The organism is Dawidia cretensis (assembly GCF_018598175.1).
Taxonomy (GTDB): domain Bacteria; phylum Bacteroidota; class Bacteroidia; order Cytophagales; family Cyclobacteriaceae; genus Ohtaekwangia; species Ohtaekwangia cretensis.
The window spans coordinates 233,910-259,197 of sequence record NZ_JAHESE010000001.1 but is presented as its reverse complement, the minus strand read 5'-3'; the positions used below and the strand labels follow the sequence as shown (position 1 = coordinate 259,197).

At 52.0% G+C, this 25,288-nt stretch carries 25 protein-coding genes; 13 read left to right on the top strand and 12 right to left on the bottom strand.

The features are described 5' to 3' along the window. Both KK062_RS01120 and KK062_RS01115 read left to right on the top strand, forming a co-directional pair. Positions 1-2,439: a bifunctional UDP-N-acetylmuramoyl-tripeptide:D-alanyl-D-alanine ligase/alanine racemase gene (locus KK062_RS01120; protein WP_254082388.1), complete on the top strand. Its 2,439-nt coding sequence runs from the start codon at positions 1-3 to the stop codon at positions 2,437-2,439. Positions 2,440-2,590: 151 nt separating this feature from the next. Next, positions 2,591-3,520, top strand: coding sequence for a sulfite exporter TauE/SafE family protein (locus tag KK062_RS01115; RefSeq protein WP_254082387.1), 930 nt, complete (start codon positions 2,591-2,593; stop codon positions 3,518-3,520). A gap of 5 nt (positions 3,521-3,525) precedes the next feature. Here KK062_RS01115 and KK062_RS01110 read toward each other — a convergent pair whose 3' ends face one another. Next, positions 3,526-3,678, bottom strand: coding sequence for a hypothetical protein (locus tag KK062_RS01110; protein ID WP_254082386.1), 153 nt, complete (start codon positions 3,676-3,678; stop codon positions 3,526-3,528). Between the two features lie 114 nt (positions 3,679-3,792). Here KK062_RS01110 and KK062_RS01105 point away from each other — a divergent pair, with 114 nt between their 5' ends. The 6 genes from KK062_RS01105 to purE are packed head-to-tail and all read left to right on the top strand — an operon-like array spanning position 3,793 to position 10,200. Then, positions 3,793-4,023 carry a FeoA family protein gene (locus KK062_RS01105; protein WP_254082385.1) on the top strand — a complete coding sequence of 77 codons (231 nt, stop codon included), beginning with the start codon at positions 3,793-3,795 and terminating at the stop codon, positions 4,021-4,023. Continuing rightward, complete coding sequence (gene feoB, locus KK062_RS01100) at positions 4,023-6,143, top strand: ferrous iron transport protein B (RefSeq protein WP_254082384.1); 2,121 nt, start codon at positions 4,023-4,025, stop codon at positions 6,141-6,143. Before KK062_RS01105 ends, feoB begins: the two co-directional genes overlap by 1 nt. A gap of 40 nt (positions 6,144-6,183) precedes the next feature. Continuing rightward, positions 6,184-6,564, top strand: a complete 381-nt coding sequence (locus tag KK062_RS01095) for a TerB family tellurite resistance protein (RefSeq protein ID WP_254082383.1) — start codon at positions 6,184-6,186, stop codon at positions 6,562-6,564. Positions 6,565-6,579: 15 nt separating this feature from the next. Beyond that, the gene (locus KK062_RS01090; RefSeq protein WP_254082382.1) at positions 6,580-8,502 is read left to right on the top strand and encodes a peptidylprolyl isomerase; all 1,923 of its coding nucleotides are present in this window, start codon (positions 6,580-6,582) and stop codon (positions 8,500-8,502) included. Between the two features lie 38 nt (positions 8,503-8,540). Then, complete coding sequence (locus KK062_RS01085) at positions 8,541-9,683, top strand: 5-(carboxyamino)imidazole ribonucleotide synthase (protein WP_262899115.1); 1,143 nt, start codon at positions 8,541-8,543, stop codon at positions 9,681-9,683. A 4-nt stretch (positions 9,684-9,687) separates the two neighbouring features. Beyond that, positions 9,688-10,200, top strand: a complete 513-nt coding sequence (purE, locus tag KK062_RS01080) for a 5-(carboxyamino)imidazole ribonucleotide mutase (protein ID WP_254082381.1) — start codon at positions 9,688-9,690, stop codon at positions 10,198-10,200. Here purE and KK062_RS01075 read toward each other — a convergent pair whose 3' ends face one another. From KK062_RS01075 to gpmI, 5 genes are all read right to left on the bottom strand, one after another. Next, complete coding sequence (locus tag KK062_RS01075; protein ID WP_254082380.1) at positions 10,201-11,205, bottom strand: TerC family protein; 1,005 nt, start codon at positions 11,203-11,205, stop codon at positions 10,201-10,203. Between the two features lie 158 nt (positions 11,206-11,363). Then, the gene (locus tag KK062_RS01070; RefSeq protein ID WP_254082379.1) at positions 11,364-11,780 is read right to left on the bottom strand and encodes a Fur family transcriptional regulator; all 417 of its coding nucleotides are present in this window, start codon (positions 11,778-11,780) and stop codon (positions 11,364-11,366) included. A gap of 7 nt (positions 11,781-11,787) precedes the next feature. Beyond that, positions 11,788-13,578, bottom strand: a complete 1,791-nt coding sequence (locus KK062_RS01065; protein ID WP_254082378.1) for an ABC transporter ATP-binding protein — start codon at positions 13,576-13,578, stop codon at positions 11,788-11,790. Between the two features lie 48 nt (positions 13,579-13,626). Continuing rightward, positions 13,627-14,241, bottom strand: a complete 615-nt coding sequence (locus KK062_RS01060) for a hypothetical protein (protein ID WP_254082377.1) — start codon at positions 14,239-14,241, stop codon at positions 13,627-13,629. Positions 14,242-14,245: 4 nt separating this feature from the next. Continuing rightward, positions 14,246-15,772 carry a 2,3-bisphosphoglycerate-independent phosphoglycerate mutase gene (gene gpmI / locus KK062_RS01055; protein WP_254082376.1) on the bottom strand — a complete coding sequence of 509 codons (1,527 nt, stop codon included), beginning with the start codon at positions 15,770-15,772 and terminating at the stop codon, positions 14,246-14,248. 190 nt (positions 15,773-15,962) lie between these two features. On the opposite strand from gpmI, the gene KK062_RS01050 reads away from it, so the two are divergent. The 4 genes from KK062_RS01050 to KK062_RS01035 are packed head-to-tail and all read left to right on the top strand — an operon-like array spanning position 15,963 to position 18,268. Beyond that, the gene (locus tag KK062_RS01050; protein WP_254082375.1) at positions 15,963-16,364 is read left to right on the top strand and encodes a DUF4783 domain-containing protein; all 402 of its coding nucleotides are present in this window, start codon (positions 15,963-15,965) and stop codon (positions 16,362-16,364) included. 31 nt (positions 16,365-16,395) lie between these two features. Next, positions 16,396-17,256: a carboxylating nicotinate-nucleotide diphosphorylase gene (nadC, locus tag KK062_RS01045; protein ID WP_254082374.1), complete on the top strand. Its 861-nt coding sequence runs from the start codon at positions 16,396-16,398 to the stop codon at positions 17,254-17,256. A gap of 35 nt (positions 17,257-17,291) precedes the next feature. Beyond that, complete coding sequence (locus KK062_RS01040; RefSeq protein ID WP_254082373.1) at positions 17,292-17,777, top strand: hypothetical protein; 486 nt, start codon at positions 17,292-17,294, stop codon at positions 17,775-17,777. Between the two features lie 14 nt (positions 17,778-17,791). Beyond that, positions 17,792-18,268, top strand: coding sequence for a regulatory protein RecX (locus KK062_RS01035; protein WP_254082372.1), 477 nt, complete (start codon positions 17,792-17,794; stop codon positions 18,266-18,268). A gap of 20 nt (positions 18,269-18,288) precedes the next feature. On the opposite strand, the gene KK062_RS01030 is transcribed toward KK062_RS01035, so the two are convergent. The 5 genes from KK062_RS01030 to KK062_RS01010 all read right to left on the bottom strand — a co-directional run bounded on the left by KK062_RS01030 (position 18,289) and on the right by KK062_RS01010 (position 22,704). Next, positions 18,289-19,194: a S66 peptidase family protein gene (locus KK062_RS01030; RefSeq protein ID WP_254082371.1), complete on the bottom strand. Its 906-nt coding sequence runs from the start codon at positions 19,192-19,194 to the stop codon at positions 18,289-18,291. Between the two features lie 86 nt (positions 19,195-19,280). Beyond that, positions 19,281-19,826: a DUF1573 domain-containing protein gene (locus tag KK062_RS01025; protein WP_254082370.1), complete on the bottom strand. Its 546-nt coding sequence runs from the start codon at positions 19,824-19,826 to the stop codon at positions 19,281-19,283. 39 nt (positions 19,827-19,865) lie between these two features. After that, positions 19,866-20,177, bottom strand: a complete 312-nt coding sequence (locus KK062_RS01020) for a YtxH domain-containing protein (RefSeq protein ID WP_254082369.1) — start codon at positions 20,175-20,177, stop codon at positions 19,866-19,868. A gap of 133 nt (positions 20,178-20,310) precedes the next feature. Further along, positions 20,311-21,417 (bottom strand): transcription antitermination factor NusB, encoded by a 1,107-nt coding sequence (gene nusB / locus KK062_RS01015; RefSeq protein WP_254082368.1) that lies wholly within the window; start codon positions 21,415-21,417, stop codon positions 20,311-20,313. 186 nt (positions 21,418-21,603) lie between these two features. Next, positions 21,604-22,704, bottom strand: coding sequence for a Glu/Leu/Phe/Val dehydrogenase dimerization domain-containing protein (locus KK062_RS01010; RefSeq protein WP_254082367.1), 1,101 nt, complete (start codon positions 22,702-22,704; stop codon positions 21,604-21,606). Between the two features lie 155 nt (positions 22,705-22,859). Between KK062_RS01010 and KK062_RS01005 the strand changes: the two genes are divergently transcribed. Next, a complete protein-coding gene (locus tag KK062_RS01005) occupies positions 22,860-24,677 on the top strand; it encodes an ABC transporter ATP-binding protein (RefSeq protein ID WP_254082366.1) in 1,818 nt (605 codons plus the stop codon). Here the strand turns inward: KK062_RS01005 and KK062_RS01000 are convergent. Beyond that, entirely contained in the window at positions 24,667-25,287 is a 621-nt protein-coding gene (locus tag KK062_RS01000; RefSeq protein WP_254082365.1) for a hypothetical protein, read from the bottom strand. The two genes, KK062_RS01005 and KK062_RS01000, sit on opposite strands and share 11 nt — an antisense overlap. Between the last annotated feature and the right edge of the window lies 1 nt (position 25,288).

Below are 25,288 nucleotides of genomic sequence, written 5' to 3'. Positions count from 1 at the left end.
ATGATCTTTTTCTCTGAGCTTCCGGCGCTTTTGGGCGGCAGTATACTTCAAGTGTCCCAAGACGCGGGTATAACACTTCTGACACTCGACAGCCGCAAGGCTATTCCCGGCAAGGGGACACTCTTCTTCGCCATTCGCGGCGACCGCCACGACGGCCACGCGTATCTGGCCGAGCTATACCAGCGGGGCATCCGGCAATTTGTAGTGGAACAACCTGTAGTGGTGCAGGCTTTTCCGGAAGCGAACATTATACAGGTGCCGTCGGCAGTAGACAGCCTGCAGCGATTGGCGGCGCACCATCGCGCGAAGTTCTCGATGCCCGTCATCGGCATAACCGGGAGCAACGGCAAGACGATCATCAAAGAGTGGTTGTTCCAAATGTTGTCGAAGTATCTCAGCATCGTGAAGAACCCCGGCAGCTATAATTCGCAAGTCGGTGTTCCATTGTCGGTGTGGCAGATGCAGGCGCATCATCAACTCGGCATTTTCGAAGCGGGTATTTCGCGTCCTGGCGAAATGGAAAAGCTGGCGGAGATCATTCGGCCGACTATCGGCGTGTTTTCCACCATTGGTCCGGCGCACGACGAAGGGTTTGCATCGATAACCGATAAGATTCAGGAGAAGCTTTTATTGTTTAAAGACGCTTCGGTCATTGTATACTGCAAAGATCATGAGGCAATCCATGCGGCCATCGCACCATTAAACAAAACAACCTTTACGTGGGGTCGCTCGGCGGATGTCGATATACTGGTGGTGCCCGCGGAGCAAGGTGGATATGCCGTCTCGTACCGTGGTCAGATTGGTGAGCTGCGCCTGCCCTTTGCAGACCAGGCGTCGGTGGAGAATTGTTTTCACTGCGTGGCGGTGATGGTGTGGATGGGCTATAAGCTGCACCAGGTACAAGAGGCTATCAATAGCCTGCGGGTTGTGCCTATGCGCCTGGAGCTGAAGGAAGGGATCAACCATTGTCAGCTTATTGACGACACGTATAACAACGATCTGGGTGGGTTGGAGATCAGTCTTCAATTCCTGGCGCATCAACATCAGCGGACACGCAAGCGCGTCATTCTTTCCGACATTCTCGAATCGGGATTAGCAGAAGCGACGCTGGCCGAGCAGGTGTCGGACCTGTTGGCCAAACATCAGATACACCAATTCATTGGTGTGGGGCCGATGTTCCATGCTTATCAGCAGCTGTTCCCGGCGGGGTCGTTGTTTTATACTTCGACGGAAGAGTTTCTGGAGCGTTTTGATACCACGACGTTATACGAGGAGATCATTCTTGTCAAGGGTGCCAGGCCGTTTCAATTCGAGCGTATTGTCAATCAACTGCAGCGCAAGGTGCACGGCACAGTGATGGAGGTGGACCTTGGGGCCCTGGTACACAATCTCAATTTCTTCCGCGCACGTCTGCAGCCTGCGACGAAGATCATGGTGATGGTAAAAGCATTTGCTTATGGCAGCGGCAGCAACGAGGTCGCTAACATGTTGCAATATCACAAGGTAGACTACCTGGGTGTGGCGTATGCCGATGAAGGGGTGGAGCTGCGGCGTAACAATATTACCTTGCCTATTATGGTCATGAATCCCTCCGACGAGAGCTTTGCGACCCTGCTGGCGTATAATCTTGAGCCCGAAATCTATAGTTTCCGGATCCTGGCGGCGTTACTCAAGTTTCTGAACAACAAGCCTTGCCGGATACACCTCAAGCTCGATACCGGTATGCGCCGCCTGGGCTTTGAAGGCAGCGAGCTGGATGAGCTTACCGCGATATTAAAGGCCAATCCACAGTTGACGGTGGCAACGATCTTTAGTCACCTGGCGGGTGCTGATGAACGTGAGCATGATGACTTTTCGCATACCCAGGCCGGAAAGTTTAAGACGTGGGCTACGGCGGTGGCTGATGCCATTGGCCAGAAACCGGTCTTGCACCTGCTGAACTCGCCAGGCATTCTGCGGTTGCCGGAGCTGCAAATGGACATGGTGCGCCTGGGCATCGGTCTGTATGGTATTGACCCCACAGCGGAAGGTACACAGGGTCTTCGCTCCGTGGCAACCTTAAAAACGATCATCTCACAACTGAAGCACATTCGTGCCGGTGAGAGCATTGGCTACGGCAGGCGTGGAAGAGCCACCGCGGATATGACGTTGGCCACGATTGCCATTGGCTATGCCGACGGTTTTAGCCGGGCCTTTAGCCGGGGTGTGGGAAAGGTGTTAATACGCGGTCAACGCGCGCCCGTGATTGGCAATGTCTGCATGGACATGACGATGGTGGATGTGACGGGCATTGGCGCGCGGGAAGGCGACGAGGTGATTCTTTTTGGGGGAGAGCTGAGCATTCAGGATGTTGCCAAAAGCATTAATACCATTCCGTATGAAATCCTGACCAATACCCGCGAGCGCATAAAACGCATTTTCGTCGCAGAGGGTATCTAGCGAAATTGCCCGGTCGTGGCCGTTTATGCGCTCCTAACGCCACTTTTGGCCATTTTCATCAATTTTTTGGATTTCCCTTAGGGATTTCGGGCTGGCAATAGCATCTTTGTCTATAATTTCAATAGACAATATAGCCGTATAGAGTTTAAGCATGGAAGGTGAAGAGCTGATACAAAAGAATCCGGGATCGTTTGAGGTTGAGCAAAAAGAATCCGTTGGCTGGCGATATGCATATATAACGCTGATCACGCTCGTTTTGCTGGTGGCCGCGGCGACGATCGTCTATTCCTACAATCTGCTGGACGTTTTTGGTGGCTGGATACAACAATTGGACAGCAACTTCTACCTGTTTATGATGGCAGGCTTTATTGCGCAAATGATCGACGGCGCCCTGGGCATGGCCTATGGCGTAAGTGCTTCTACGTTTCTGCTTTCGTTTGGTGTTCCGCCCGCGGCGGCGAGCGCCAGCATCCATACCTCCGAAATTTTCACCAGCGGCGTATCTGGCCTGATGCACCTGCGCTTTCAGAATGTTAACAAGAAACTGTTTAAAACGCTGTTGATTCCAGGCGTGGTAGGGGCGGCGCTCGGTGCGTACGTACTCTCATCGCTGGAACAATATAACGACTACCTCAAGCCTGTGATTGCTGTGTACACCCTGTACCTGGGCATTGTCATTATTCGCAAGGCCATTGTCGGCAGCCGTAAGAAGATCAAGACAAAGAACATCCCCAAACTGGCAACATTCGGTGGTTTTATGGATTCCATCGGCGGTGGTGGCTGGGGCCCAATCGTTTCTTCTACGCTCATTGCCGGCGGACGGCATCCACGCTACACCATTGGCTCGGTAAACCTGACGGAGTTTTTCGTAGCGCTGGCCAGCTCACTGACTTTTATTGCCGTGATCGGCATAAGCCACTGGCAAATCATTGCCGGGCTCATTGCCGGCGGCGTAATCGCCGCTCCGATCGCTGCTTACCTGTCGAGCCGGTTGCCGTTAAAAAGGATGATGATCTTTGTTGGCATCATGGTGATTCTCGTCAGCGTGCGCATCATTTTCATAAGCCTGACGTCCTGGTAAGGGCCTTATCCACAACCCAGATTTTTCTTTAGGTCTCGCGACGGCAGTCCGCCGAAGTCGAACGGTTTTTCTTCGGGTTGCTCCTGTGGTGCCACAGGCGCAGCGGGGGCAGTTTCTGCCTTTTCGGGTTTAGCCTCTGCTTTTTTCTTCTTTTTCATATCTCAAAGGTCGTTGTCACGGTGTGTAAAACCGTCTGATAATCTGCTAAAATCATTGCGCCGCAGGGGAACGGCGCATATCTTTGCCTTGTTTAAAATTGATCTAAATAGAGCATGGGACTGGTACGGAATGTAGCGCAGATGAAGCCTGGCGAGGTAGGCGTGGTGTCGGGCTTTACCGATGACCATTTGTCAGTGAAGCTGATGGAGATGGGCTGCCTGCCGGGGGCTCCGGTTCGATTCAATTTTACTGCTCCACTGGGCGATCCTATTTGTATTAGCGTTGCAGGGTACGAGCTTTCTCTTCGTTTGGAGGAGGCGGCTACCATTTCAATCCTCAATTAATGGCGCCGGCTTCCAAAACAAAGATTGCGTTAGTCGGTAATCCAAATTCGGGCAAGTCGTCTCTGTTCAATCAACTTACCGGTCTTAACCAGAAGGTTGGGAATTTTCCCGGCGTTACGGTCGATAAAAAATCGGGCTTCACCACGCTGGCCGATGGCACTGTCGTCGAGATTGTAGACCTGCCCGGCATCTATAGTATTTATCCGCGTAGTCTCGACGAGCGCATTGTGTCGGAGATCCTGTTGGATCACCGCTCGGCCGAGCTTCCCGATAAGATTGTTGTTGTGGCCGATGCCACAAACTTGAAACGTAGCCTGCTGTTGTTGACACAGATTGTCGACATGGGCTTGCCGGTCATGCTGGTCTTGAACATGATGGATCTTGTGGCCAAGGCGGGGATCAGTTACGACTTCACGGCACTGTCTAAGCGCTTAGGCGTACCGGTAGTGGCGGTCAATGCGCGCAAGGGTGAAGGTATAAAAGAGCTGAAGGAACAGTTTAGCAAGCCGCTCGCCGTTTCCCAGCAGCAGTGTTTTACCATTTGGGAGGAAGCAAAGGCGCCTGTCAAAGCGCTACGTGATGCGCTCGATGTTGACAACGACTACGAAGCATACTTGTTCCTGGAGCAACCCGACTCGCTCAAGTTTCTGCCGGCGGATCGCAAAAGCAAAGTCGATCACATTCGTACGGGGCATAAATTTTTTCCGGGCAAGTTTCAGGGCGCCGAGACGATTCAGCGCTATAGCTATATACAAGACCTGCTGAACGACATTACATTGCGGGCGACCGATCATTCCTGGAAAAAATATTCCAGCCAGCTCGATCGCATCCTGACGCACAAGGTGTGGGGTTATCTCATTTTCCTGGGGCTGTTGATGGTGATCTTCCAGGCCATCTTTGCCTGGGCAACGGTGCCGATGGACTTTATCGATGCGCTGTTTGCCGATGTCAGCCAATGGGTAGGTGCTGCTTTACCGGCAGGGCCTGCTACCAGCTTGCTTGCAGAAGGGATTATACCCGGCCTGGGCGGCATTGTGATCTTTGTGCCGCAGATCGCGATTTTGTTTGCGTTCATTTCTATTCTGGAAGAGTCCGGATATATGGCGCGCGTGGTGTTCCTGATGGATAAGATCATGCGTCGCTTTGGGTTGAATGGCAAGAGTGTGGTGCCGCTGATCTCGGGTGTAGCGTGTGCCATTCCGGCGATCATGGCGACCCGTACGATTGACAACTGGAAAGAACGCACTATTACAATCATGATCACACCGTTGATCAGTTGCTCGGCGCGCCTTCCCATCTTTACCATCATTATTGCCTTGATAGTGCCTAACCAAACGGCCCTTGGTTTCTTTAACCTGCAAGGGCTGGCGTTGATGGCGCTGTACCTGCTTGGGTTTGTGATGGCCATTGTGTCGGCGTGGATCATGAACCTGATCATTCGCGTGCGCGAGCGGAGTTACCTGGTGATGGAGATGCCGACCTACCGTGTGCCGAAGTGGTCGAATGTAGGGTATACCATCCTGGAAAAGACAAAGGCTTTTGTATTGGAAGCCGGTAAGGTGATCATGGCTATTTCGATTGTGCTGTGGGTGCTGGCCAGCTATGGACCCGGTGATATTACGGCACGTGCGCAGGAATCGGTGCAGCAGGAGTCTGCCAATCTTCGTCTAACGGAAGAAGGCCTGCAAGATCGTGTTGCGGCTCGCAAGCTGGAGTATTCGTATGCCGGTATTATTGGCAAGGCCATCGAGCCGGCAATCCGGCCGTTGGGTTATGACTGGAAGATCGGTATCGCGTTGATCACGTCGTTTGCGGCCCGCGAGGTGTTTGTGGGTACGATGGCCACGATCTATAGCATCGGCAGCGCCGGTGATGAAGACGAGACGACGATCAAGACACGCATGCGCGAAGAGATCAATCCCGAAACGGGCGGCGCGCGGTTTACGCCGGCGGTGGGCTTTTCGCTGCTGCTCTTTTACACCTTTGCCATGCAGTGTATGAGTACGATCGCCGTGGTGTACCGAGAAACGAAGGGTTGGAAATGGCCGTTGCTGCAATTTGCGTATATGACCGCGCTGGCGTATGTATCTGCGTTTATCGTGTACCAGGTAATGCGGTAGGGATGAAAGAAATGTTATCTTCGTTGGCTAAACCTCTCCTATGACCGCTAATTACCACCTGGGCTTGCTGTATCTGGTACGGCTGCTGATCGATGCCGACGGCATTGCCGACGCCAAAGAGCTGGCTGCCTTGCAGGCCATCAAAGACCGCGAAAACATTCCGGAAGAGGTCTTCGAAAAATTTGAGGAAGCAACGCAGGGCATGACACACGCGGATTTGTATACGGCGGGTATCGCGTTGGTCAATGGCTGCAGTTATGAAGAGAAACTACGCACGTTTGGCGTGTTGTATCGCTTGTCGGAAGTAGACGGTCGTGTGCATGTAAAAGAAATACGGTTGTTGTTAAATTCTATTAATACGGCAGGGCTTGAATTTGATGCGGTGGTAAATGTGGCGAAGGCCATGCCGGTTATTCTGTAAGTTATCTAGCCTTGTATGCGTATAGTTTCCCTTTTTCTTGTTGCCGCCGTCGTGCTGGCAGGTTGTTCCCGTGGCGTTGAGTCGCCCGGCACATCCGTCAATAAATTCTCAGACCCCATCCTGGTGAAGATCGCAGATCTTCAGGATCGCCGGCAAACGGACAGCTTGTTGGTCTATCTTGCACACGACAGTGCCTTGTATCGCCAAACTGCGGCGTTGGCATTTGCTTCCGTGCAAGACACAGCTGCCGTGGAAAAGCTGGGTGTCTGTTTGAAAGATGCTGCGGCGCCGGTGCGTATGGCGGCGGCGTATGCGTTGGGTCAAACTGTATCCCAGGGCAGTGCGCAACTCTTACTGGACTTTGCGAATGAAAAAGATTATGGCGTGCGGGCGGTGATGCTGGAAGCGTATGGCAAAGTCGCTGCACAGTTTAAGGTAATTGAAAATCCTAAGATCTCTCACGATACTATTACGCAGGGGCCGGCCATAGCGTGGTCGTTGTATCGCGCAGCGGTTCGGAACAAGGTTGACACGGCCTTTAGTTTTATACCCTATACTTTACTGGAAGCGGGTACACCGATGTGGGGCCGGTTGGGTGCAGCACAGTATTTTTCACGACCGACAACGCCTGTAGACAAGTATGCTGATCGACTGGTGTCGGCAGCTAAACACGATCCCGAGGCAGTGGTGCGTATGGCGGCTACGCTGGCGTTGAAGAAGGCTAAGGCCGATACGATCGTGCAGGTGTTAGCAGGCATCGTTGCGGCAGAGCCGGATTACCGGGTGCGTGTAAGTGCGGTGCGTGCGCTACAGGCATTCTCAATAGAAATGAGCTGGCCGGCGTTGCAAGCGGCTCTGCTGGATAAGTCGTTGCAGGTACAGGTGGCGGCGTCGGAGGTGATGATCGCGGCAGCGGCTAAACCACAGGCATCGGTGATCGCAGAGGCTGCACGCGCTGCGCAACACGCGCGTGTGAAAGCCAATCTATACAAAGCTGCGCTGGTGGCAGGTGCCGGCTATGACGTATTACAAGAGGTGATCGACCTCGCGAAGGAAACAGCCGATCCGTATCACAAAGCATTTTTGCTGGGAGCGCTGGGTCAATCGCTTTCAGCCTATACCTTTTTACAAGAGCAACTGCTCGCGGCGGATACGCCGGTAGTGCGGTCGACAGCAGCGGAGGCATTGGTAAGCCTGAACGATCGGAAAGACTTTCCGGCGAAGTTGAAGCCTGTGTTTGCTGCGCTATATAAAGATGCAATAAACACCGGCGATGCCGCCGTGATCGGTATTGTTGCCGGTGTGTTAGCAGACACCACGCTGGGCTATAAGGAGGTGGTGAAAGACTTTTCGTTTCTGCGTGCAGCGCGTGAGAAGCTGTCGTTGCCACGCGATAACGAGGCGATTCAACCGCTGGAGGCAGCATTGGCACTCTTTGAGGGCCGCAAGGCTCCCGCAGTGAAGAACGAATTTAACCATCCCATTGACTGGGCGCTGGTCAAGACGATTGCCCGTGATCAACAGGTGCGCATTCAAACCACGAAGGGTGACATTGTCGTAAGGTTGTTGGTTGAGGAGGCGCCCGGCTCCGTGGCAAATTTTGTATCGCTGTTACAGCAAGGCTATTTCAATAAAAAGTTCTTTCACCGTGTGGTGCCGAACTTTGTGATCCAGGCGGGCTGCAACCGCGGCGATGGCTGGGGCAGTGAAGATTATTCGATCCGCTCGGAATTTTCGGGCCGTCGGTATACCACGGGAAGTGTGGGCTTTGCGTCAGCAGGAAAAGATACGGAAGGCACGCAGTGGTTTATTACCCACTCGCCTACGCCGCACCTGGACGGCCGCTATTCGATCTTTGCGGAAGTTGTTTCGGGTATGGACGTGGTGCATGCGGTGGAAGTAGGCGACCAGATAGTACGTATTGCGCTGGTGCCGTAAGGTTATCCTTTCTACCTTGCTGCGTCAAAAACAGCGTTTTGAGCCTTTCTTTTCAACAGAACTTCAAGCTGGGCATCCTGGGTGGTGGACAGCTTGGTCGCATGCTTATTCAATCGGGTATAGACTTTAATATCCCCTTCGCTATTCTCGATCCAGACCGGCAGGCTCCGTGCTCGGCCCTGGCAGAGTTTCATACGGGCAAGCTGACGGACTTCGATACGGTTATGAAGTTTGGCGCGGCGTGCGACATCATTACCATTGAGATTGAAAATGTCAATACCGCGGCGTTGAAAGAGCTTGTCAAACAAGGCAAGAAGGTTTTTCCGCAGCCCGACGTCATCGAGCTGATACAAGATAAACGTACACAAAAGATATTCTATCGCGACAGTGGCATTCCGACAGCGGAGTTTGTGCTGACGGAAAATGCAGCGGATGTGCGTCGTCACGCCAGCTTCTTACCGGCGGTGAACAAGCTTGGTCGCGAGGGATATGACGGCCGTGGCGTGCAGATACTCCGTTCGGAGAAGGAACTGGCGAATGCTTTTGACGCACCGGGCCTGTTAGAGAAGCTGATTGATTTTGAAAAGGAAATCTCGGTCATCGTAGCGCGCAATGAGCAAGGTGAGGTGAAAACTTTCCCCGTCGTGGAGATGGTGTTTCACCCTGTGCAGAACCTGGTAGAATATCTGTTCGCGCCGGCAGAGCTGCCGACGGCTATTGCAAAGGAAGCCGATACGATTGCCCGCACGATCATCGACAGTTTGAAGATGGTAGGCTTGCTGGCGGTAGAGATGTTTGTGACAAAAGACGGCAAGGTGCTGGTGAATGAGATCGCGCCACGGCCACATAACAGCGGCCACCAAACTATCGAAGCCAACATCACCTCGCAGTATGAGCAACACCTGCGGGCTATTCTCAACCTGCCGCTGGGTGATACGTCCATGGTAATTCCCGGAGCGATGGTAAACCTGTTGGGTGAGCCGGGGCATGAAGGCGTTGCCCAGTATCAGGGGTTTGAAGAGGTTGCCAGGGTGTCGGGTGTGCATGTACACCTGTATGGCAAGCGGTTTACAAAACCTTTCCGAAAGATGGGGCATGTGACGATCGTTGACTATGATCTGGCCCGCCTGCGGGAGAAGACTATGTTCGTGAAAGAAACTTTAAAAGTTATTGCATCTTAAAGCTATGAGTAAACCTGTCGTAGGGATTATTATGGGCAGCCAGTCCGATCTGCGGATCATGAAGGAAGCGGCCGAGGTATTAGACGAATTGAAGGTGGCCTATGAGGTTACGATTGTATCGGCGCATCGTACGCCGCTGCGTATGGTGGAGTATGCTACCGCCGCGCGTGGCCGGGGCGTACAGGTGATTGTTGCGGGTGCCGGGGGTGCTGCGCATTTGCCGGGCATGGTGGCATCGCTTACGTCCCTGCCGGTGATTGGTGTGCCGGTAAAGTCGTCGAACTCTATTGATGGCTGGGACTCTGTCTTGTCGATTTTGCAAATGCCGGCTGGTGTGCCGGTAGCCACGGTAGCACTTGACGGTGCACGCAATGCCGGTATTCTGGCGGCCCAAATCCTGGGTGCTTCTGATGCTGCTTTGGGGCAACGCATCGATGCCTTCAAAGAATCACTAAAGGTGAAGGTAGAATCGGCAGCAAAAGATCTAGAAACAAAGGGGTGGAAGAACGTGCTGTAATCAGCTGCTCACCTCATCCTTTTCTTCGGGCTCCTCTTTACGCGGTACGAGTACCGAGAAGATGATCGACAGCGTCAGCGTGGCAATGATGACGGAGAACGAAGTGTATACGCCCACGTCGATGTCGAAGATCTCGAGCAACATCTTGGCGCCGATAAAGAACAGGATGATCGAGAGGCCTTTTTGCAATAAATAGAACTTGTCGATGATGCCGGCCAGCAAGAAGAACATTGCCCGGAGACCCATGACGGCGAAGATGTTAGACGTGTAAATCAGGAACTCGTTCTGGGTAATGGCAAATGCCGCCGGAATGGAGTCTACTGCAAAGATCAGATCGGTTGTTTCGACCAGGGCGATAACCAGGAACAGCGGGGTGAATACCAGCCGGCCGTTCTCGCGTACCAGGAAACTTCCACCGTGCTCGTTTTTCGTCATGGGCAGGAAGCGCAGACAGAACTTCATGATGGGGTTCTTCTCCGGCTCGATCTTCTCGTCTCCATCTTCAAAGTAGATGCGGATGCCTGAGTAGATCAGGAATACGCCGAAGATGTACAGGATCCAATGGAACTGGTGAATGAGGTACGCGCCGACAAAGATGAATATGCCGCGGAACACAATGGCGCCCAAGATGCCCCAGAAAAGTGTCTTGTGATAATATTCTTCCTTTACGCGGAAGTATTTTAAGATTAACAGGATGACAAAGATGTTATCGACGGATAGGGCGTACTCGGTCAGGTACGCCGAGAAGTATTCTACGGCGCCTTCTGCACCGCTGTCGTCGTATTTGTAGATGAAGAAGCCAAAGAGCGTGGAGACACAAACCCAGAAGATGGACTGATACAACGCCGATTTCGTGGAGATGCGCCGGGCTTGTTTGTGAAAGAGTCCCAGGTCAAGCACCAAAAACAGGATGATGATGAAAGCAAAGACGCCAAAAAGAATGGTCTCCCGTTCACTCTGATTTCTGAAGAGGGAGAAAAGGAGTATGTTCAGGGCTGATAACAAGGGGGAGTATTCCGGTTAATGATTAAAAGCTTTTATAAACATCAAAAAATCACATCTCTGGCAATTTGTGAATGCCAAAACTACAAATATATTTCAATCTCAAAAACTTAGCCTTCCTGAATTTGTAGACGTTTTAAAAAAACCGTACAGCTGTTACACTATTTCGCGCAACGTTCGCAAACGCCCTGTATCAATAGGTTTTGTTCGCTGGCCCGGAAGCCCTTGGGCAGCTTAACGGCGGGAATCTCCACGCTTAGGCAGCTGGTTTGGCCGCACGCCGTGCACTTGAAGTGTACGTGGTCGTGATGATGACCGGCTGTGTTGCAGGCGTCATTACACAAAGCATACTTCAGACTCCCCTCATCGTCCAGTACTTTGTGAATAAGCCCCTTGTCCAGAAACGTCTTAAGTGTCCTGTAAACCGTTACACGATCAAAGTCATTGTTGATCTCTTTCTCGATATCACCGTGCGAAAGCGCATACGTACGCTTCAGGAAGAGATGCAAAATCTCCTGCCGGGTTGGCGTGGAACGCAACCGGAAGTTTTTCAGGAGCCGATCGGATGCAACGTTCATACGGGTGTTATTGCAGCTGTAGCTTCAGCAAATTACTATAAATACCGTTTTCTTGCTGGGTAAGTTCAGCATGCGAGCCGGTTTCGGCCAAAGCACCATCCTGAATCACAAAAATGCGGTCTGTTTTCTTCACTGTGCTCAGACGGTGAGCAATGATGATGGTCGTACGGCCTTCCATCAATTTCTCCAGGGCTTCCTGAACAAGCACTTCGGTATGTGCATCCAGCGAGCTGGTCGCTTCGTCCAGGATGAGGATGGCGGGGTCTTTCAGGATGGCGCGGGCAATGGCGATACGCTGCCGCTGGCCGCCGGAAAGCTTTACGCCGCGTTCGCCCACGAGGGTCTCGAGCTTCTCGTCAAAGCGCTCGATGAACTCCAACGCGTTAGCCTTGCGGGCAGCTTCGCGCACTTCTTCCTCTGTAGCGCCCGGTTTGCCGTAGGCAATGTTTTCGCGAATGGTGCCGCCGAAGAGGATGACCTCTTGCGGTACGATGCCCAGGTTCTGGCGATAGGCTGACAGGTTGAGCCCTTCGATATCCTGACCGTCGATAGTAATCGTTCCTTTCGAGAGGGGATAAAAGCGCAATAGCAGGTTTATGATAGTGGATTTGCCGGAACCACTGCGGCCAATGAGCGCCACCTTTTCGCCCGGCCGGATCTCGAAGGTAAGACTATTCAGCACCGTGTTGTCGGGGCGTGTGGGATATGTAAATGACACATTATTAAAGCGGATACCCCCGTGTAGTTTGATAGGAGGTGCGACGGTGCGGGACGTGTCTTCTTCTTTTTCATGCAAGATGTTTAACACTCGCTCGGATGCACCGATGGAGCGTTGTATCTGGGTATAGATGTCGCCCAGGCCGGCAATAGACGCACCGATAAAGGTGGTGTATAATACGAATGAGAACAGTTCGCCCGTAGTGGTAGTCTTCGATTGCACCAGGCCGGCGCCGTACCATCCCACGGCCACAATGCCGCTGAAGATGACGAAGATGACAAAAGAGATGAAAAGTCCGCGATAACGTGCTGCGTAAATAGCAATGCGTATGGACTCTTCGATCGCATTGCTGTAGCGTTTGGTCTCGAACGTTTCGTTGGTAAAAGCTTTTACGATAGGTATGGACTGCAACGACTCCTCTACGATCACATTGGCCGCTGCCAGCCGATCCTGCGTCTTGCTCGACAGCTTGCGGATGAACTTGCCAAAGATCAGTGCAGAGATCACCAGTACGGGAAACGTCAGCAACATAAATACGGCCAGTTTGGGCGTCATGTAAAAGAGAATGACAGTACCGAGAACCAGTGTAAGCACCTGGCGCAATAGTTCTGCCAGCGTCGTGCTGAACGTATCCTGGAGCGTGCTGATATCAGATGTCAGGCGGCTCATAATCTCGCCTACACGGCGGTTGTCGAAGAACGTCAGGGGCAGCCAGATGATCTTCTCATAGATCGTTTTACGAATGCTTCCCATACTTCGTTCGGTCACGATAGAGAAGGTATATACCCGGACGAACGAAAAGATAGCCTGTACCAGGAGAATGAAAATCAGCGCGATGGCAGCCTGGTCGATCGTCTCAAAATAGGATGGCTTGCCGTCGGCAATGTCTAACAGCATGCCGCAAAGACGTGGGAAGGCCAACAGGGTTACCGTAGAGAATGCCAACGCGGTTAGTCCGAGAATAAAAATCCCTTTGTACGGCATCATAAACCTGAACACCCTTACCAGGTTCTTCAGGTTCGCCTTGTTCAGCTTCCTCTTCTCTTCTTCTTTCAAAGGCTCTTTAACTTGTTTTGCCATAGTGTCGTCATACGCTCCAGACCCTGAGGGAAGGAAGTGTTGTTTACATTAATTCGGTACGGAAACTTTTGCTGAAACGGTATACGCCACGGTGTCCCCCAGAAAAATCTTCTGCCCGCCTGTAACGGAATAGGCCAGCAAGACCGGCTGTTGTTGCAGCTCATCAAATTCCATGGTGAGGAAGCGCCCGCTGTGGTATAGCGAGTTGTCTTCCCGAAATTGAGCTTCGATGCGGCGCACCCGTGCAGGTGTGCCGTGGTAGAAAACTTTTAAGTACCGCACCGGCAGGGGCTGCTGCGTTTCGATGGATTTGATCCGCAGGTTGCTGCGTGTGTCCGGCAGGTTGTCGGTTACCGTATAGGCTCCGACGTTGGTCGGTTTGTTCAGGGTCTTTAGCTCCAGGAACAAGTCCAGCTCTTTGGTCCAGGCCAGGGTGTCGCCTGGGGTAAAGGTGGCCGTGTCCTGCCGCGCGCCGAGCGACGCCGTCTTGGTGAGCGTGGCGTGGCGCGCAGCGAGGAGGTGGATCTGCCCTCGTACAAGGCTGTCAATCGCATAATACCGCGCGGGGGTGCCTGCCTGCTGTGAGCAGGCAAACAGGCCTCCGGTTAGTACAATGGCGACTGCCAGCCGGCAGCACCCGGTAACAAAACGTTGTCGTGTCACGATCTTAGTTTTCCAACAATATGTGGCCGGTCATTTCGGCGGGCACAGGTATCCCCATCAGTGTCAGGATGGTCGGCGCCAGATCGCCCAGCTTACCGTTCTTGAGCTTGCCTTTGTAGTTGTCGTCTACCAGGATGCACGGCACAAGGTTCGTGGTGTGCGCGGTGTTGGGACTTCCGTCTTCATTGATCATCATGTCGGCATTGCCGTGGTCGGCAATGATAATGATGCTATAGCCGTTCTTCAACGCAGCTTCGGTAACTTGTTGCGCGCAGGAGTCTACTGTCTCGACAGCTTTTACAACGGCTTCAAATACACCTGTGTGGCCGACCATGTCGGGGTTGGCAAAGTTCAAACAGATGAAGTCGGGCTCTTTTTTGTTAAGCTCGGGAATGATCTTATCCTTGAGGTCGTTGGCGCTCATCTCGGGTGCCAGGTCGTATGTCGCTACTTTCGGCGACGGGCACAGTATACGCGACTCGCCTTCGAAGACGGTCTCGCGGCCGCCCGAGAAGAAGAATGTTACGTGCGGATATTTTTCGGTCTCGGCCATGCGGATCTGTTTCTTGCCGGCCAGAGATACGACCTCACCCAGTGTTTTCTCCAGATTGTCTTTGTCGAAAATAACTTTTACTCCTTTGAACGAGTCGTCGTAGTTCGTCAGCGTGATATAGTCCAGGCGCAGGGCCTTCATGTCCTGCTCGGGGAAGTCTTGTTGTGTCAGCGCTTGCGTGATCTGACGGCCGCGGTCGGTGCGGAAGTTAAAGCAGATTACCACATCATCCTGCTGAATGGTGGCGACCGGTTGTTGCTGTGCGTTTACCATTACAATAGGTTTGATAAACTCATCGGTCACACCCGCGTCGTACGATGCTTGTATGGCTTTCAGGGCATCCGTTGATTTTTCGCCTACACCTTTTACCAGGAGGTCGTATGCCAGCTTAACACGCTCCCAACGTTTGTCGCGGTCCATGGCATAGTAGCGGCCTACGATGCTGGCCAGCTTGGCGGAGGTTTTATCCAAATGGGCCAACAGGTCTTTCAGGTAGCCGAGTCCGCCTTTGGGGTCGGTGTCACGGCCGTCCGTGAAGGCGTGGACAAATACATTCTGCAGACCATTGTTTTGCGCGATGGTCAGCAGGCCTTTGAGGTGTTCGATGTGTGCATGTACTCCACCGTCGGATACCAGGCCGATGAAGTGAACGTTTTTGTTGTTCTTTTTGGCATAGGCAAAGGCTTCGAGCAGAGTGCTGTTTTGATCGAGTTCTTTTTCCTCAACGGCTTTGTTTACGCGTACAAGATCCTGGTATACAACACGACCCGCGCCGATGTTCATGTGGCCTACTTCAGAGTTACCCATCTGGCCGGCGGGAAGGCCCACGGCGAGACCGGAAGCTTCGAGTTTGCTGTTGGCGTACTTGCCGTATAGTGAGCTGATGAAGGGAGTTTTGGCCTTGTCGATGGCTGACACAGCCTTATTGGTGGCGATGCCCCAGCCATCAAGGATCATCAGCAGTACTTTCTTGTTCATGAAAATCGATTTTTTAGTTCGGGATGTAATATGCGGCGCAAATATAACGAGGATTTGCAGCTTGCGGGGGTGGAAAGGGGGAATGCCGGCATTTTTTCAATGTACTGTAAACGATTTAGACGCATAATGTTCCCATAATAATTTCCTTATCTTGCAGACGTGGCACAGTTTTGGCCCGAATAAAGTTGCCATGAAGGTGAACAGAAATACTACGTCCTTAGTCTTGGTGCTGGTTTGTTTGCAAGTGATTACGCTATTTGCCCAGAGCGACGTCATCAGCCAGGTGAAAGAAACGATTAAAGCCGGGAGCGCCAAAGAGCTTTCCAAATATCTGAACCAGACGGTAGACGTTACCATTGACGACAAGATGCAGCCGTACAGCAAGGCGCAGGCGGAATTTATCTTCCGTGATTTTTTCCGTCAGCATCCCGCCAACGAGTTTAATATCATCCACCAGGGTTCGTCCAAGGGTGGGCAGCCGTTTGCCATTGGCCAATACAAAAGCGGCGCCGAAACGTACCGGGTGTTTATGAAGATCAAAACCGTCGGCAACCAACAGCTGGTGCACGAGATATCCTTTGTGAAAGAGTGATAACTGTGAATTACTCCCCTATTTTTGCAGGGTGAGACCAGTCTACATCACCCCTGATTTCCTAAAAACTTTTATTTCCACTGCGCTGGCAGAGGATGCCGGTGACGGTGATCATTCGTCGTTAGCCAGCATTCCAGCCACAACCACGCACCGTGCCCGCTTGCTCGTAAAAGAGGCGGGCATCCTGGCAGGCGTAGCCCTGGCCCTGGAAATTTTCCAGCAGGTGGACAGCCGCCTGAAAACTGAAGTTTTCTTGCAAGATGGAGCAGCGGTTAACCCTGGCGATGTGGCCTTTATCGTGAGTGGACCCGCACGGGCCATTTTGCTGGCCGAGCGCCTGGTGTTGAACTGTATGCAGCGCATGAGCGCCATTGCCACCAAGACACACGCCCTCACAGCCTTGCTGGCAGGGACTCCGACCCGCTTGCTCGACACCCGCAAAACGACGCCGAACTTCCGACTGGCCGAGAAATGGGCGGTGCTGATTGGCGGCGGTCAAAACCACCGCATGGGTCTGTACGACCTGATCATGCTCAAGGACAATCATATTGACATGGCAGGCGGCATCGGGCAGGCAATCATTCGAACAAAAGAGTATCTTCGCGCCGGCAATAAAACGCTTAAGATCGAGGTGGAAACCCGCAACCTGGAAGAGGTGAAGGAAGTACTCCGCGTGGGTGGCGTCGACATTATCATGCTGGACAACATGAGCGTAGCGATGATGCGGGAAGCCGTGGCCCTCATTGGCGGCCGGTGTAAAACGGAAGCCAGTGGCGGCGTGACAGAGCAGACCATTCGCGATATCGCGCTCACGGGTGTCGACTTTATATCGGTCGGTGCATTGACCCACTCCATCAAAAGCATGGACTTAAGCCTGAAGGCGATTGCCTAGACCAAACGTTTGAACTGAATATAGTGATTTAGCATATGATCGTTAAGACCAAAAATTACAAGCTCGAAAAGAAGACGTACATCAGCTTAGCGTTGAAAACCGTATTAAAAAAACAGGGATGGATGGCCGTAGCCGGCGCAGTGGCCATCTGTCTGCCCAGTATATGGATCTTTAGCATTTGGTGGTTTATCGCTGCCTTTGTTGGTTTGGGTTTATACCTGTTGTTCTGGTGGGTACAATTCTACGGTGTTACCCAGTTGGAGCAAGGCAAGATGCTCTTTGAGAAATTTCATTATGAGATCAGCAGCCAGCAAATCCTGATGAAGATCAATCCGCGCGAAGGCATGCCGCTGAAGTGGGATCAGATTCAAACGGCCCAAATCGGCCAGGATTTTTTTGCCTTGTTTGTGAACAAAGCGCAGATCATCTACTGGCCTTTTAAGATCTTTAATACTGATAACGAGCGGAAATTTGTTGCCAGCATTCTGGAGAAGAAGGGTCTTGTGAAGCCGAAGAAGTAAAGTATATATGCGGCATGGAGGAACGAAAAAGACTCACTCCCGCGGCTGCCAAACAGAAAATATACCGCTACTGCGCTTATCAGGAGCGGTCGCACCAGGAGGTGCGCGATAGGTTATACGAATATGGTCTGTATACCACCGACGTTGACGAGATCCTGTCGCAGCTGATCACCGAAGGTTTTCTGAATGAGGAACGTTTTGCCAGGGCCTTTGCCGGTGGCAAGTTCCGCATGCAGCGTTGGGGGCGCGTAAAGATCGTGCACGAGCTGGAAGCACATGGCCTGACGAAGAACTGCATCAAAGCAGGGTTGAAAGAAATCGACGATGAAGATTACCAGCGCGTGCTGTACGATGTGTTAGACCGAAAACTCGCCCAGCTGGATACGACCAATCCATTCGTTACGCGTGATAAGCTTGCCCGCTATGCTATTCAAAAAGGATTTGAGCCGGACCTGGTCTGGCCCCGGGTAAAGGACCTCGTGCCTGTATAGGGCGATGGCGACCAAATCCACTACGTTACTGGCGTAACAACAGCCTGCATATCCGTAACGTCTAATAACACCCTACCCCCCTGTACCCAAGCCATATTCGGATTCTCATGCCCCGAAGGAAAGCGGAAGGCAACGGGATAGTTATACATACGCGTATGGTTCAGAATAATTTGCGCGGGTGTTTCTTCAAATGCCAGCGAATCTTCTTTGATGTCTGTCATGTGGCCGATCACCAGTCCCGCGAGGTTCGCCAGCTTGCCGGCACGCTTCAACTGGTTGACCATACGGTCGACGCGGTATACCAACTCCCCTATCTCTTCGATCAACAGAATTTTTCCGTCGGTCATCAGCTCGCTGGTGGTGCCCATGCTGTCGGTTAGCAATGACAGGTTTCCACCCACGAGTATACCTTCCGCGTGACCGGGTTTATTGTCGGGTGATGCTGCGCCGGTAATGACGTCGGGTTTTCCAAACAGAGCGTTGCGCAGGCTTTCAAGAGAGGGGGCACTTGCGGGATTGCCAAAGAGCACGGGCATGGTGGCATGGATGCTGGCGATGTCCAGGCTTAGTAGCTTGAGCTGCAGGGCTGTGACGTCGCTGAAGCCGATGATCCATTTCGGATGTTGCTGCAGGGCGGTATAATTTGCGCGGTCAATGATGCGGCCACTGCCGTAGCCGCCGCGGGCGCAAAGGATGGCGTCGATAGTGGGATCGTCAAGGGCGGTTTGAAGGTCGGCCAGTCGCTCTTCGTCGGTGCCAGCCAGGTAGGTGTGCGACGGGCTAAGCCGGTTTTTAGAGGGAACCACCGTTAAGCCCCAGGCGGTGAGCACGTGTTGGGCGTTGAGGAGATGCTCTTCAGACGTTTTGCGGCTGAGAGCGACAAGGGCTACCCGGCTGCCGGGCTTTAGCGGAGGGGGGATTAGCATTGGTGCAAGTAAAGGAAGTTTGGGGCAACAAAAAAAGCCATCCGGGTAGGGATGGCCTTTGATATATCTTACTTAGTAAAGTCGTCCTAGTGTGCCGCGGGGCCGTTGCTACCAGCTTTAGGCGTGATCATGGCTTTGAAACGCAGAACGGTTTGTTTGGGCCAGGTGTTGGCTGATACCGTGATGGTTTTGTTTTGGACATTTTGTTTGCCGTTGCTGTCGAACTTGGCTTTTACGTAGCCGGTTCCACCTACGGGAATAGGCTCCTTGGAAAAATCCGGTACGGTGCAACCACAAGAGGGTTGTGCACCCTGGATGATCAGGGGAGCTTCGCCGGTGTTTTTTACCTTATAAACATACTCTACAATGTCACCTTCTTTGATGGTACCAAAGTCGTGTTCGGTTGTCTCGAACTGGATGACGGGCAGCGGGCCTTCCGGTTTCTCTTCGGGGGCTGCAACGGTCGGGTTCGGTGCCGGTACGTTGGTCGTTGTGGTCTTCTTGCCTTCTACTTCTGCGAGCCGACTCTCCAGTTCTGCTATTCGCTTTTCAGCGGTGCGATCTTTACACGCGGTAAAGCATACCAACACCACTGCAAAAAATAGCATTGATTTAAAGATTGCTGTTTTCATATCCCTGCCTTCTTAAGATTATTGATTTTTTGAATGTGTTTATTCTTTGCGGCCGCCGCGGATTTGCTCCAGCAGGTCGTCTACGTCTTCGAGGAGACGCTCGGCCTTATTTTTGGCTTCGTCCACCACTTTCTGGCCTTGCGATTTAGCTTCGCTGGTCAGCGGGGTTTCTTTGCCATCGACGAAATCGTTGATGAGGTCCTGCAGCATCTTGCGGTATTTGTCCAGTTGGAAAGACAGCTTCTCCCGCGTGTTCGATCCTTTGTCAGGCGCGTACAGGATGCCCAAAATTGCTCCAGTAGCAGCGCCGGCCAGGAACGCCATCAGAAAATTTCCACTCTTTTTGCTCATACGACTTTCAAAGTTAGTTATCGACTTTGCGCAAATTCAAAATTTTAACAATTTTTAACAAAGGCCTGCGTCAATTTTCAGCACGACCGGCCTGAAACTTAACAACCCTGTACATTGATGATTGTGGAGACGCCTACTTGTTGTCCATGAGGCCTCGTCCGCTTTTCTTCACTACGCCTGTGTCTTTCAGCTCTTTAGCGATCACATCCAGGATACCATTGATAAATTGGCGGCTCTTGGGGGTGCTGTAGTTTTTGGCGAGCTCGATGTATTCGTTGATCGTGACCTTTACCGGAATGCCGGGGAATTCCAGGAGCTCGGCAATGGCCATTTCGAGAATCATGCGGTCTGTGAGCGGCAAGCGATCGACTTCCCAGTTACGGGTGTTGTTGGCGATCAGGTCTTTGTAGGGCTGTTCCAGGTCACTGGCTTTGTTGTACAACTTCTCCACAAACTCACGGTCTTCTTCCCAGTTGATCGAAAGCGTATGCAGTTGAATGTTGCTGTTGGGTTCGCCATTGTAAGACTTTACCGTTTTTTCGACCAGGCCTTTCACGATTTCTATGTCTTCAGCCCACCGCAACACTTCTTCTTCAAAGAACTCGTTGATGACAGTCTTGCCGAGAATCACCTTTTTGAAGAGGTGGTTGATAAATTTTTTCTGGTCGTCGAGCGTGGGGCTCTTTTTATCGAGGTAGTTGAGATACTCATTATCCTGCCGTACCACATCGCGGAACCAGCCTTTAATCTTATCGGGCTTGTCTTGCCAGTGGCGGCCCAGCTTCAAGGCGTCTTTACGCAATCCTTCGTGGTGACGCAGCGTGTTGATCCACGAGTTGCTCACGAAGTTTTTGTGGCTGACTTTTTTGTCGGCTTCCGCCAGCTCGGCGAATGCCGGGGGCAGGCTGAGCACGGCGATGTAATGGTCGTAGATCTTTTCGATCTCGCTAATGGTGTTCTTCAGGAAGAAGTCGGTGTCTTTCTTTGTCGCTTTACTGTAGAAAATAAAGCATTCGTTTACGGCCTTCTTGATGCGGGGGTCTTCGTGGTCAACCGAGGTTTCACCTTGCTTGAAGGCTTTTTCGAAGAGCTTTGTGGCTGTCTTCTTCTGCAGGTTTAGGGCTACCTTGTCTTGCACCTCCATGGAATTCAGATCGGGCGCAAAGGCATCCGTGATCTGTTCGAGGCAGAGTTCGTAGTTGGCCTCTTTGCACTGTTCGAGTGCAAACAGGCTTTGCATTACTTTAATACGGAGACTTCTTCGGTTGAGCATGATAAAGAACGACTTCTAGTGATCTGAGGCGCAAAAATAGAATATCGCGGGGGGTTGGGCAACTCAAATACCGAATGATCGAAAAAAAGGCTCCCGATGGTCAGTATACCACCAGAAGCCTGTAAGGGGTCTTTTTGTATCGTTATGTCTCGGTTAGCGTGACATACGGAGGCGTCCGATGTCCTGAATGCGCTTTTCCGCCAGCTGTATGGCAGCTTCCTGCGGCGAAAGCTTTTCCTGTTCCGCGAACGACAGCGTGTTCAAACACGTGGTGTAAATGGTCTCGGCTTGCTCCAACACACGTTTACGGTTGTAGTTGCCCAGGTGCTCGTGGTATACGTTCATCAAACCACCGGCGTTGATCAGGAAGTCGGGCGCGTAGGTAATGCTGCGGTCTACGAGCATATAGCCGTGCTTTACTTCGTCTTTCAACTGGTTGTTCGCGGCACCGGCAATGACCTGACATTTCAGGCGGCTGATGGTTTCGTCGTTGATCGAGGCGCCTAATGCGCAAGGTGCGTAGATGTCCATGTCGAGGTCGTAGATCTTGTCCTGGCCAACGGTGCTCACACCATACTTCGCGGCTATTTCGTTCACACGATCTTCGGAGATGTCGGTGATAAACACCCGGGCATTTTCTTTTACCAGGTGCTCGACCAGGTGCATGCCTACCTGGCCCACGCCTTGTACGCCGATCGTTTTGTTGGCGAGGCTGTCGTTGCCATAGGCTTTTTTCACGGCGGCCTTCATGCCCAGGTATACGCCATACGCGGTGACGGGCGAAGGGTCGCCACCACCTCCCATCGACTCAGGCAGGCCGGTCACGTGTTTGGTCTCCATGGAGATATATTCCATGTCTACGGTCTTCATGTTTACGTCTTCGGCGGTGATGTATTTGCCGTTGAGGCTATTGACGAACTTACCAAAGCGGCGCAAAAAGGCTTCGGTCTTCATGGTCTTGGCGTCGCCTATGATGACAGCTTTGCCACCGCCCAGGTTAATGCCGCTGATGGCGGCTTTGAACGTCATGCCGCGTGATAATCTCAATACGTCTGTTAAGGCTTCCTGTTCTGAAGCGTAGTTCCACATGCGGGTGCCACCCAGTGCAGGGCCGAGCACCGTGTTGTGAATGGCGATGATTGCCTTCAAGCCAGTGGCCTGGTCGTGGCACCATACAACTTGTTCGTGACCTAATTGTGTGAGGGTTCCAAAGATGCTTCCTTCTTGCACTTTTTCCAGTTCTTTGATCTCCATGCGGATTAGATTTACGTTTGATTATTGTAGTTTTAATCCCTTGTTTCAGGAATACCTTTCACCTAGGATTTAAGCAAAATTAACCAGTTTCAAACGTTTGCATGAACTATTGAAAGGATATTTCGTTTAACCGGTGGGCTGCCAAATTTTTTTCCATGCGAGAGCTGAAGTACATCAATAAATACCTGTTTAAATACAAGTGGCATCTGGTACTCGGACTGGTGTTTGTTATCCTCTCCAACGTTTTTCAGATCATCCCGGCGCAGCTTGTGCGCGATGCCATCGACCTCGTGGTAGATAACATTCGCATGTACCAGGGTTTCGGCCACACCGACGTGCAACAGGATTTCTTCTCGGTGTTTGCGTTTGGTATTCTCATTTATGCAGGCCTTATATTAGTCATGGCTTTTCTGCGCGGTATATTTTTATACTTCGTGCGCCAAACGCTCATCGTGATGTCGCGATTGATCGAGTATGATTTGAAGAACGAAGTATTCGAACACTATCAAACATTGCCGCTTAGCTTTTATCGCAAGAACAATACGGGTGATTTAATGAACCGTATCTCGGAAGATGTGAGTCGGGTGCGGATGTACCTCGGTCCTGCCATTATGTACGGGCTCACGCTGTTTACGTTGTTCATCATGTTAATACCCATCATGTTTAGCATCAGTCCGAAGCTGACATGGTATGCGCTCAGCCCGCTCCCCTTGCTTTCGATCAGCATCTTCTTTGTCAATAATATTATCGAGCGGCGGTCGGAGCAGATTCAAAAGCACCAGTCGCGGCTGTCGACGTTTGTACAAGAGGCTTTTAGCGGCATACGCGTGTTGAAATCTTTTAACCGCGAGCAGGAGTCGATGGGGCGTTTTGAGAAAGAGGTAGAAGCGTACAAACACCAATCACTGAAGTTGACGCGTATACAGGCATTGTTCTTCCCGATCATCATGGGGCTGGTGGGGATCAGTACGATCCTGACAGTATATGCGGGGAGCACGGAAGTGATTCAGGGCAATCTGACGTTTGGTAACATCGCCGAGTTTATCATCTATGTAAACTTGCTTACCTGGCCGGTTACATCGCTGGGATGGACCAGCAGTCTGGTGCAGCGCGCGGAGGCTTCGCAGAAGCGGATCAACGAGTTTTTGCGTACGCAGACCAACATTGTTTCAGAAAAAGAACTGGTACGCGACATTCAGGGTAAGGTAGAATTTAAGGATGTGGTCTTTACCTATCCGGATACCGGCATACGTGCCTTGAGAGGTATTTCATTTTCGATCAACCCAGGGGAATCGCTGGCGATCATTGGAACCACGGGCTCGGGTAAGAGCACGGTGGCCAGCCTGGTGTCGCGGTTGTACGATGCGCGCGACGGCCAGATCCTGATTGACGATGTGCCGATTGGCGACTATAATCTTACTTCGCTGCGCAGTCAGATCGGCTATGTGCCTCAGGATGTGTTCCTGTTTAGTGATACGATCTTTAACAATATCGGCTTTGGCATAAAAAATCCGGATGCGGAACGCATTACACAAGCTGCAAAAGATGCCGACGTATATAATAATATTATCGAGTTTCCACTGGGCTTTGAGACCCGGGTGGGTGAGCGTGGCATTACGTTGTCGGGTGGTCAGAAACAACGCGTATCGATCGCCCGGGCTATTGTGCGCGAGCCGAAGATCCTCATGCTGGACGATGCGCTGTCTGCGGTTGATACCAAGACGGAGAACAACATTCTGGGCAGCATGCGCCGGATCATGAAAGGCCGGACTACGATCATTATCTCCCACCGCGTTTCGTCGGCTAAGCTGGCCAATAAGATCATTGTGCTGGAAGACGGCGTAGTCACCGAAGAAGGCTCGCACGAATTCCTCCTGGCGCACAACGGCGCCTACAAGGAGCTATACGAAAAGCAGGTATCGCAAGAGCGAGAGGCGAAGAAAGCCGACGCCGACCTGGACGTTAGAAGTTGAAACGGGCGCCGGTACCGCCGGAAAATTTTACCGCGCCGGGGCGGTCGACAAATTCCACCAACAAGCTAAACTCACCGAAGAGCGTAAGGGGTATATCCTCAAAGGTATATTCCATGCCAATAATGCCCTCTGTACCCAACGTAATATCGGTGCGGGTGTCGTCTTTTACGATAAAGGGAGAATTTCCCTCTTGGTAGTGATAGCGCACGCTCGCCGAGCGCAGCAGGCCACCAATGCCCCAGTACCAGTCAAGGGTACCATCTGCCGCAGGCCCTTCCATAGGGATATTGTATTGAAACAAATAACGGCCAAGCGCAGTAAAGGTGCTTTTCACGCGGTGGTTGAGGTAGCGATCACCGTCGTAACGTGAGAAGTGATCAAAAGAATCTTTGTAATACTGTTTGTACCAGCCGTGCGCGCCAGAACCCAGTATAAATTCAAAGGCGTGGTTGGTACGCAGGTAGCGTTTGTAGGTAACGCCGGTAGGATCGCCAAGGCGCAGGCCAATACTGTTGGGGGCGTCGTTGTGTTGTGCTTGTACGGGCGTGATGAATGCCACCAGCAACAGAAATACGATGGACACTTTTGTCAGGGACTGGGACATGGTCATG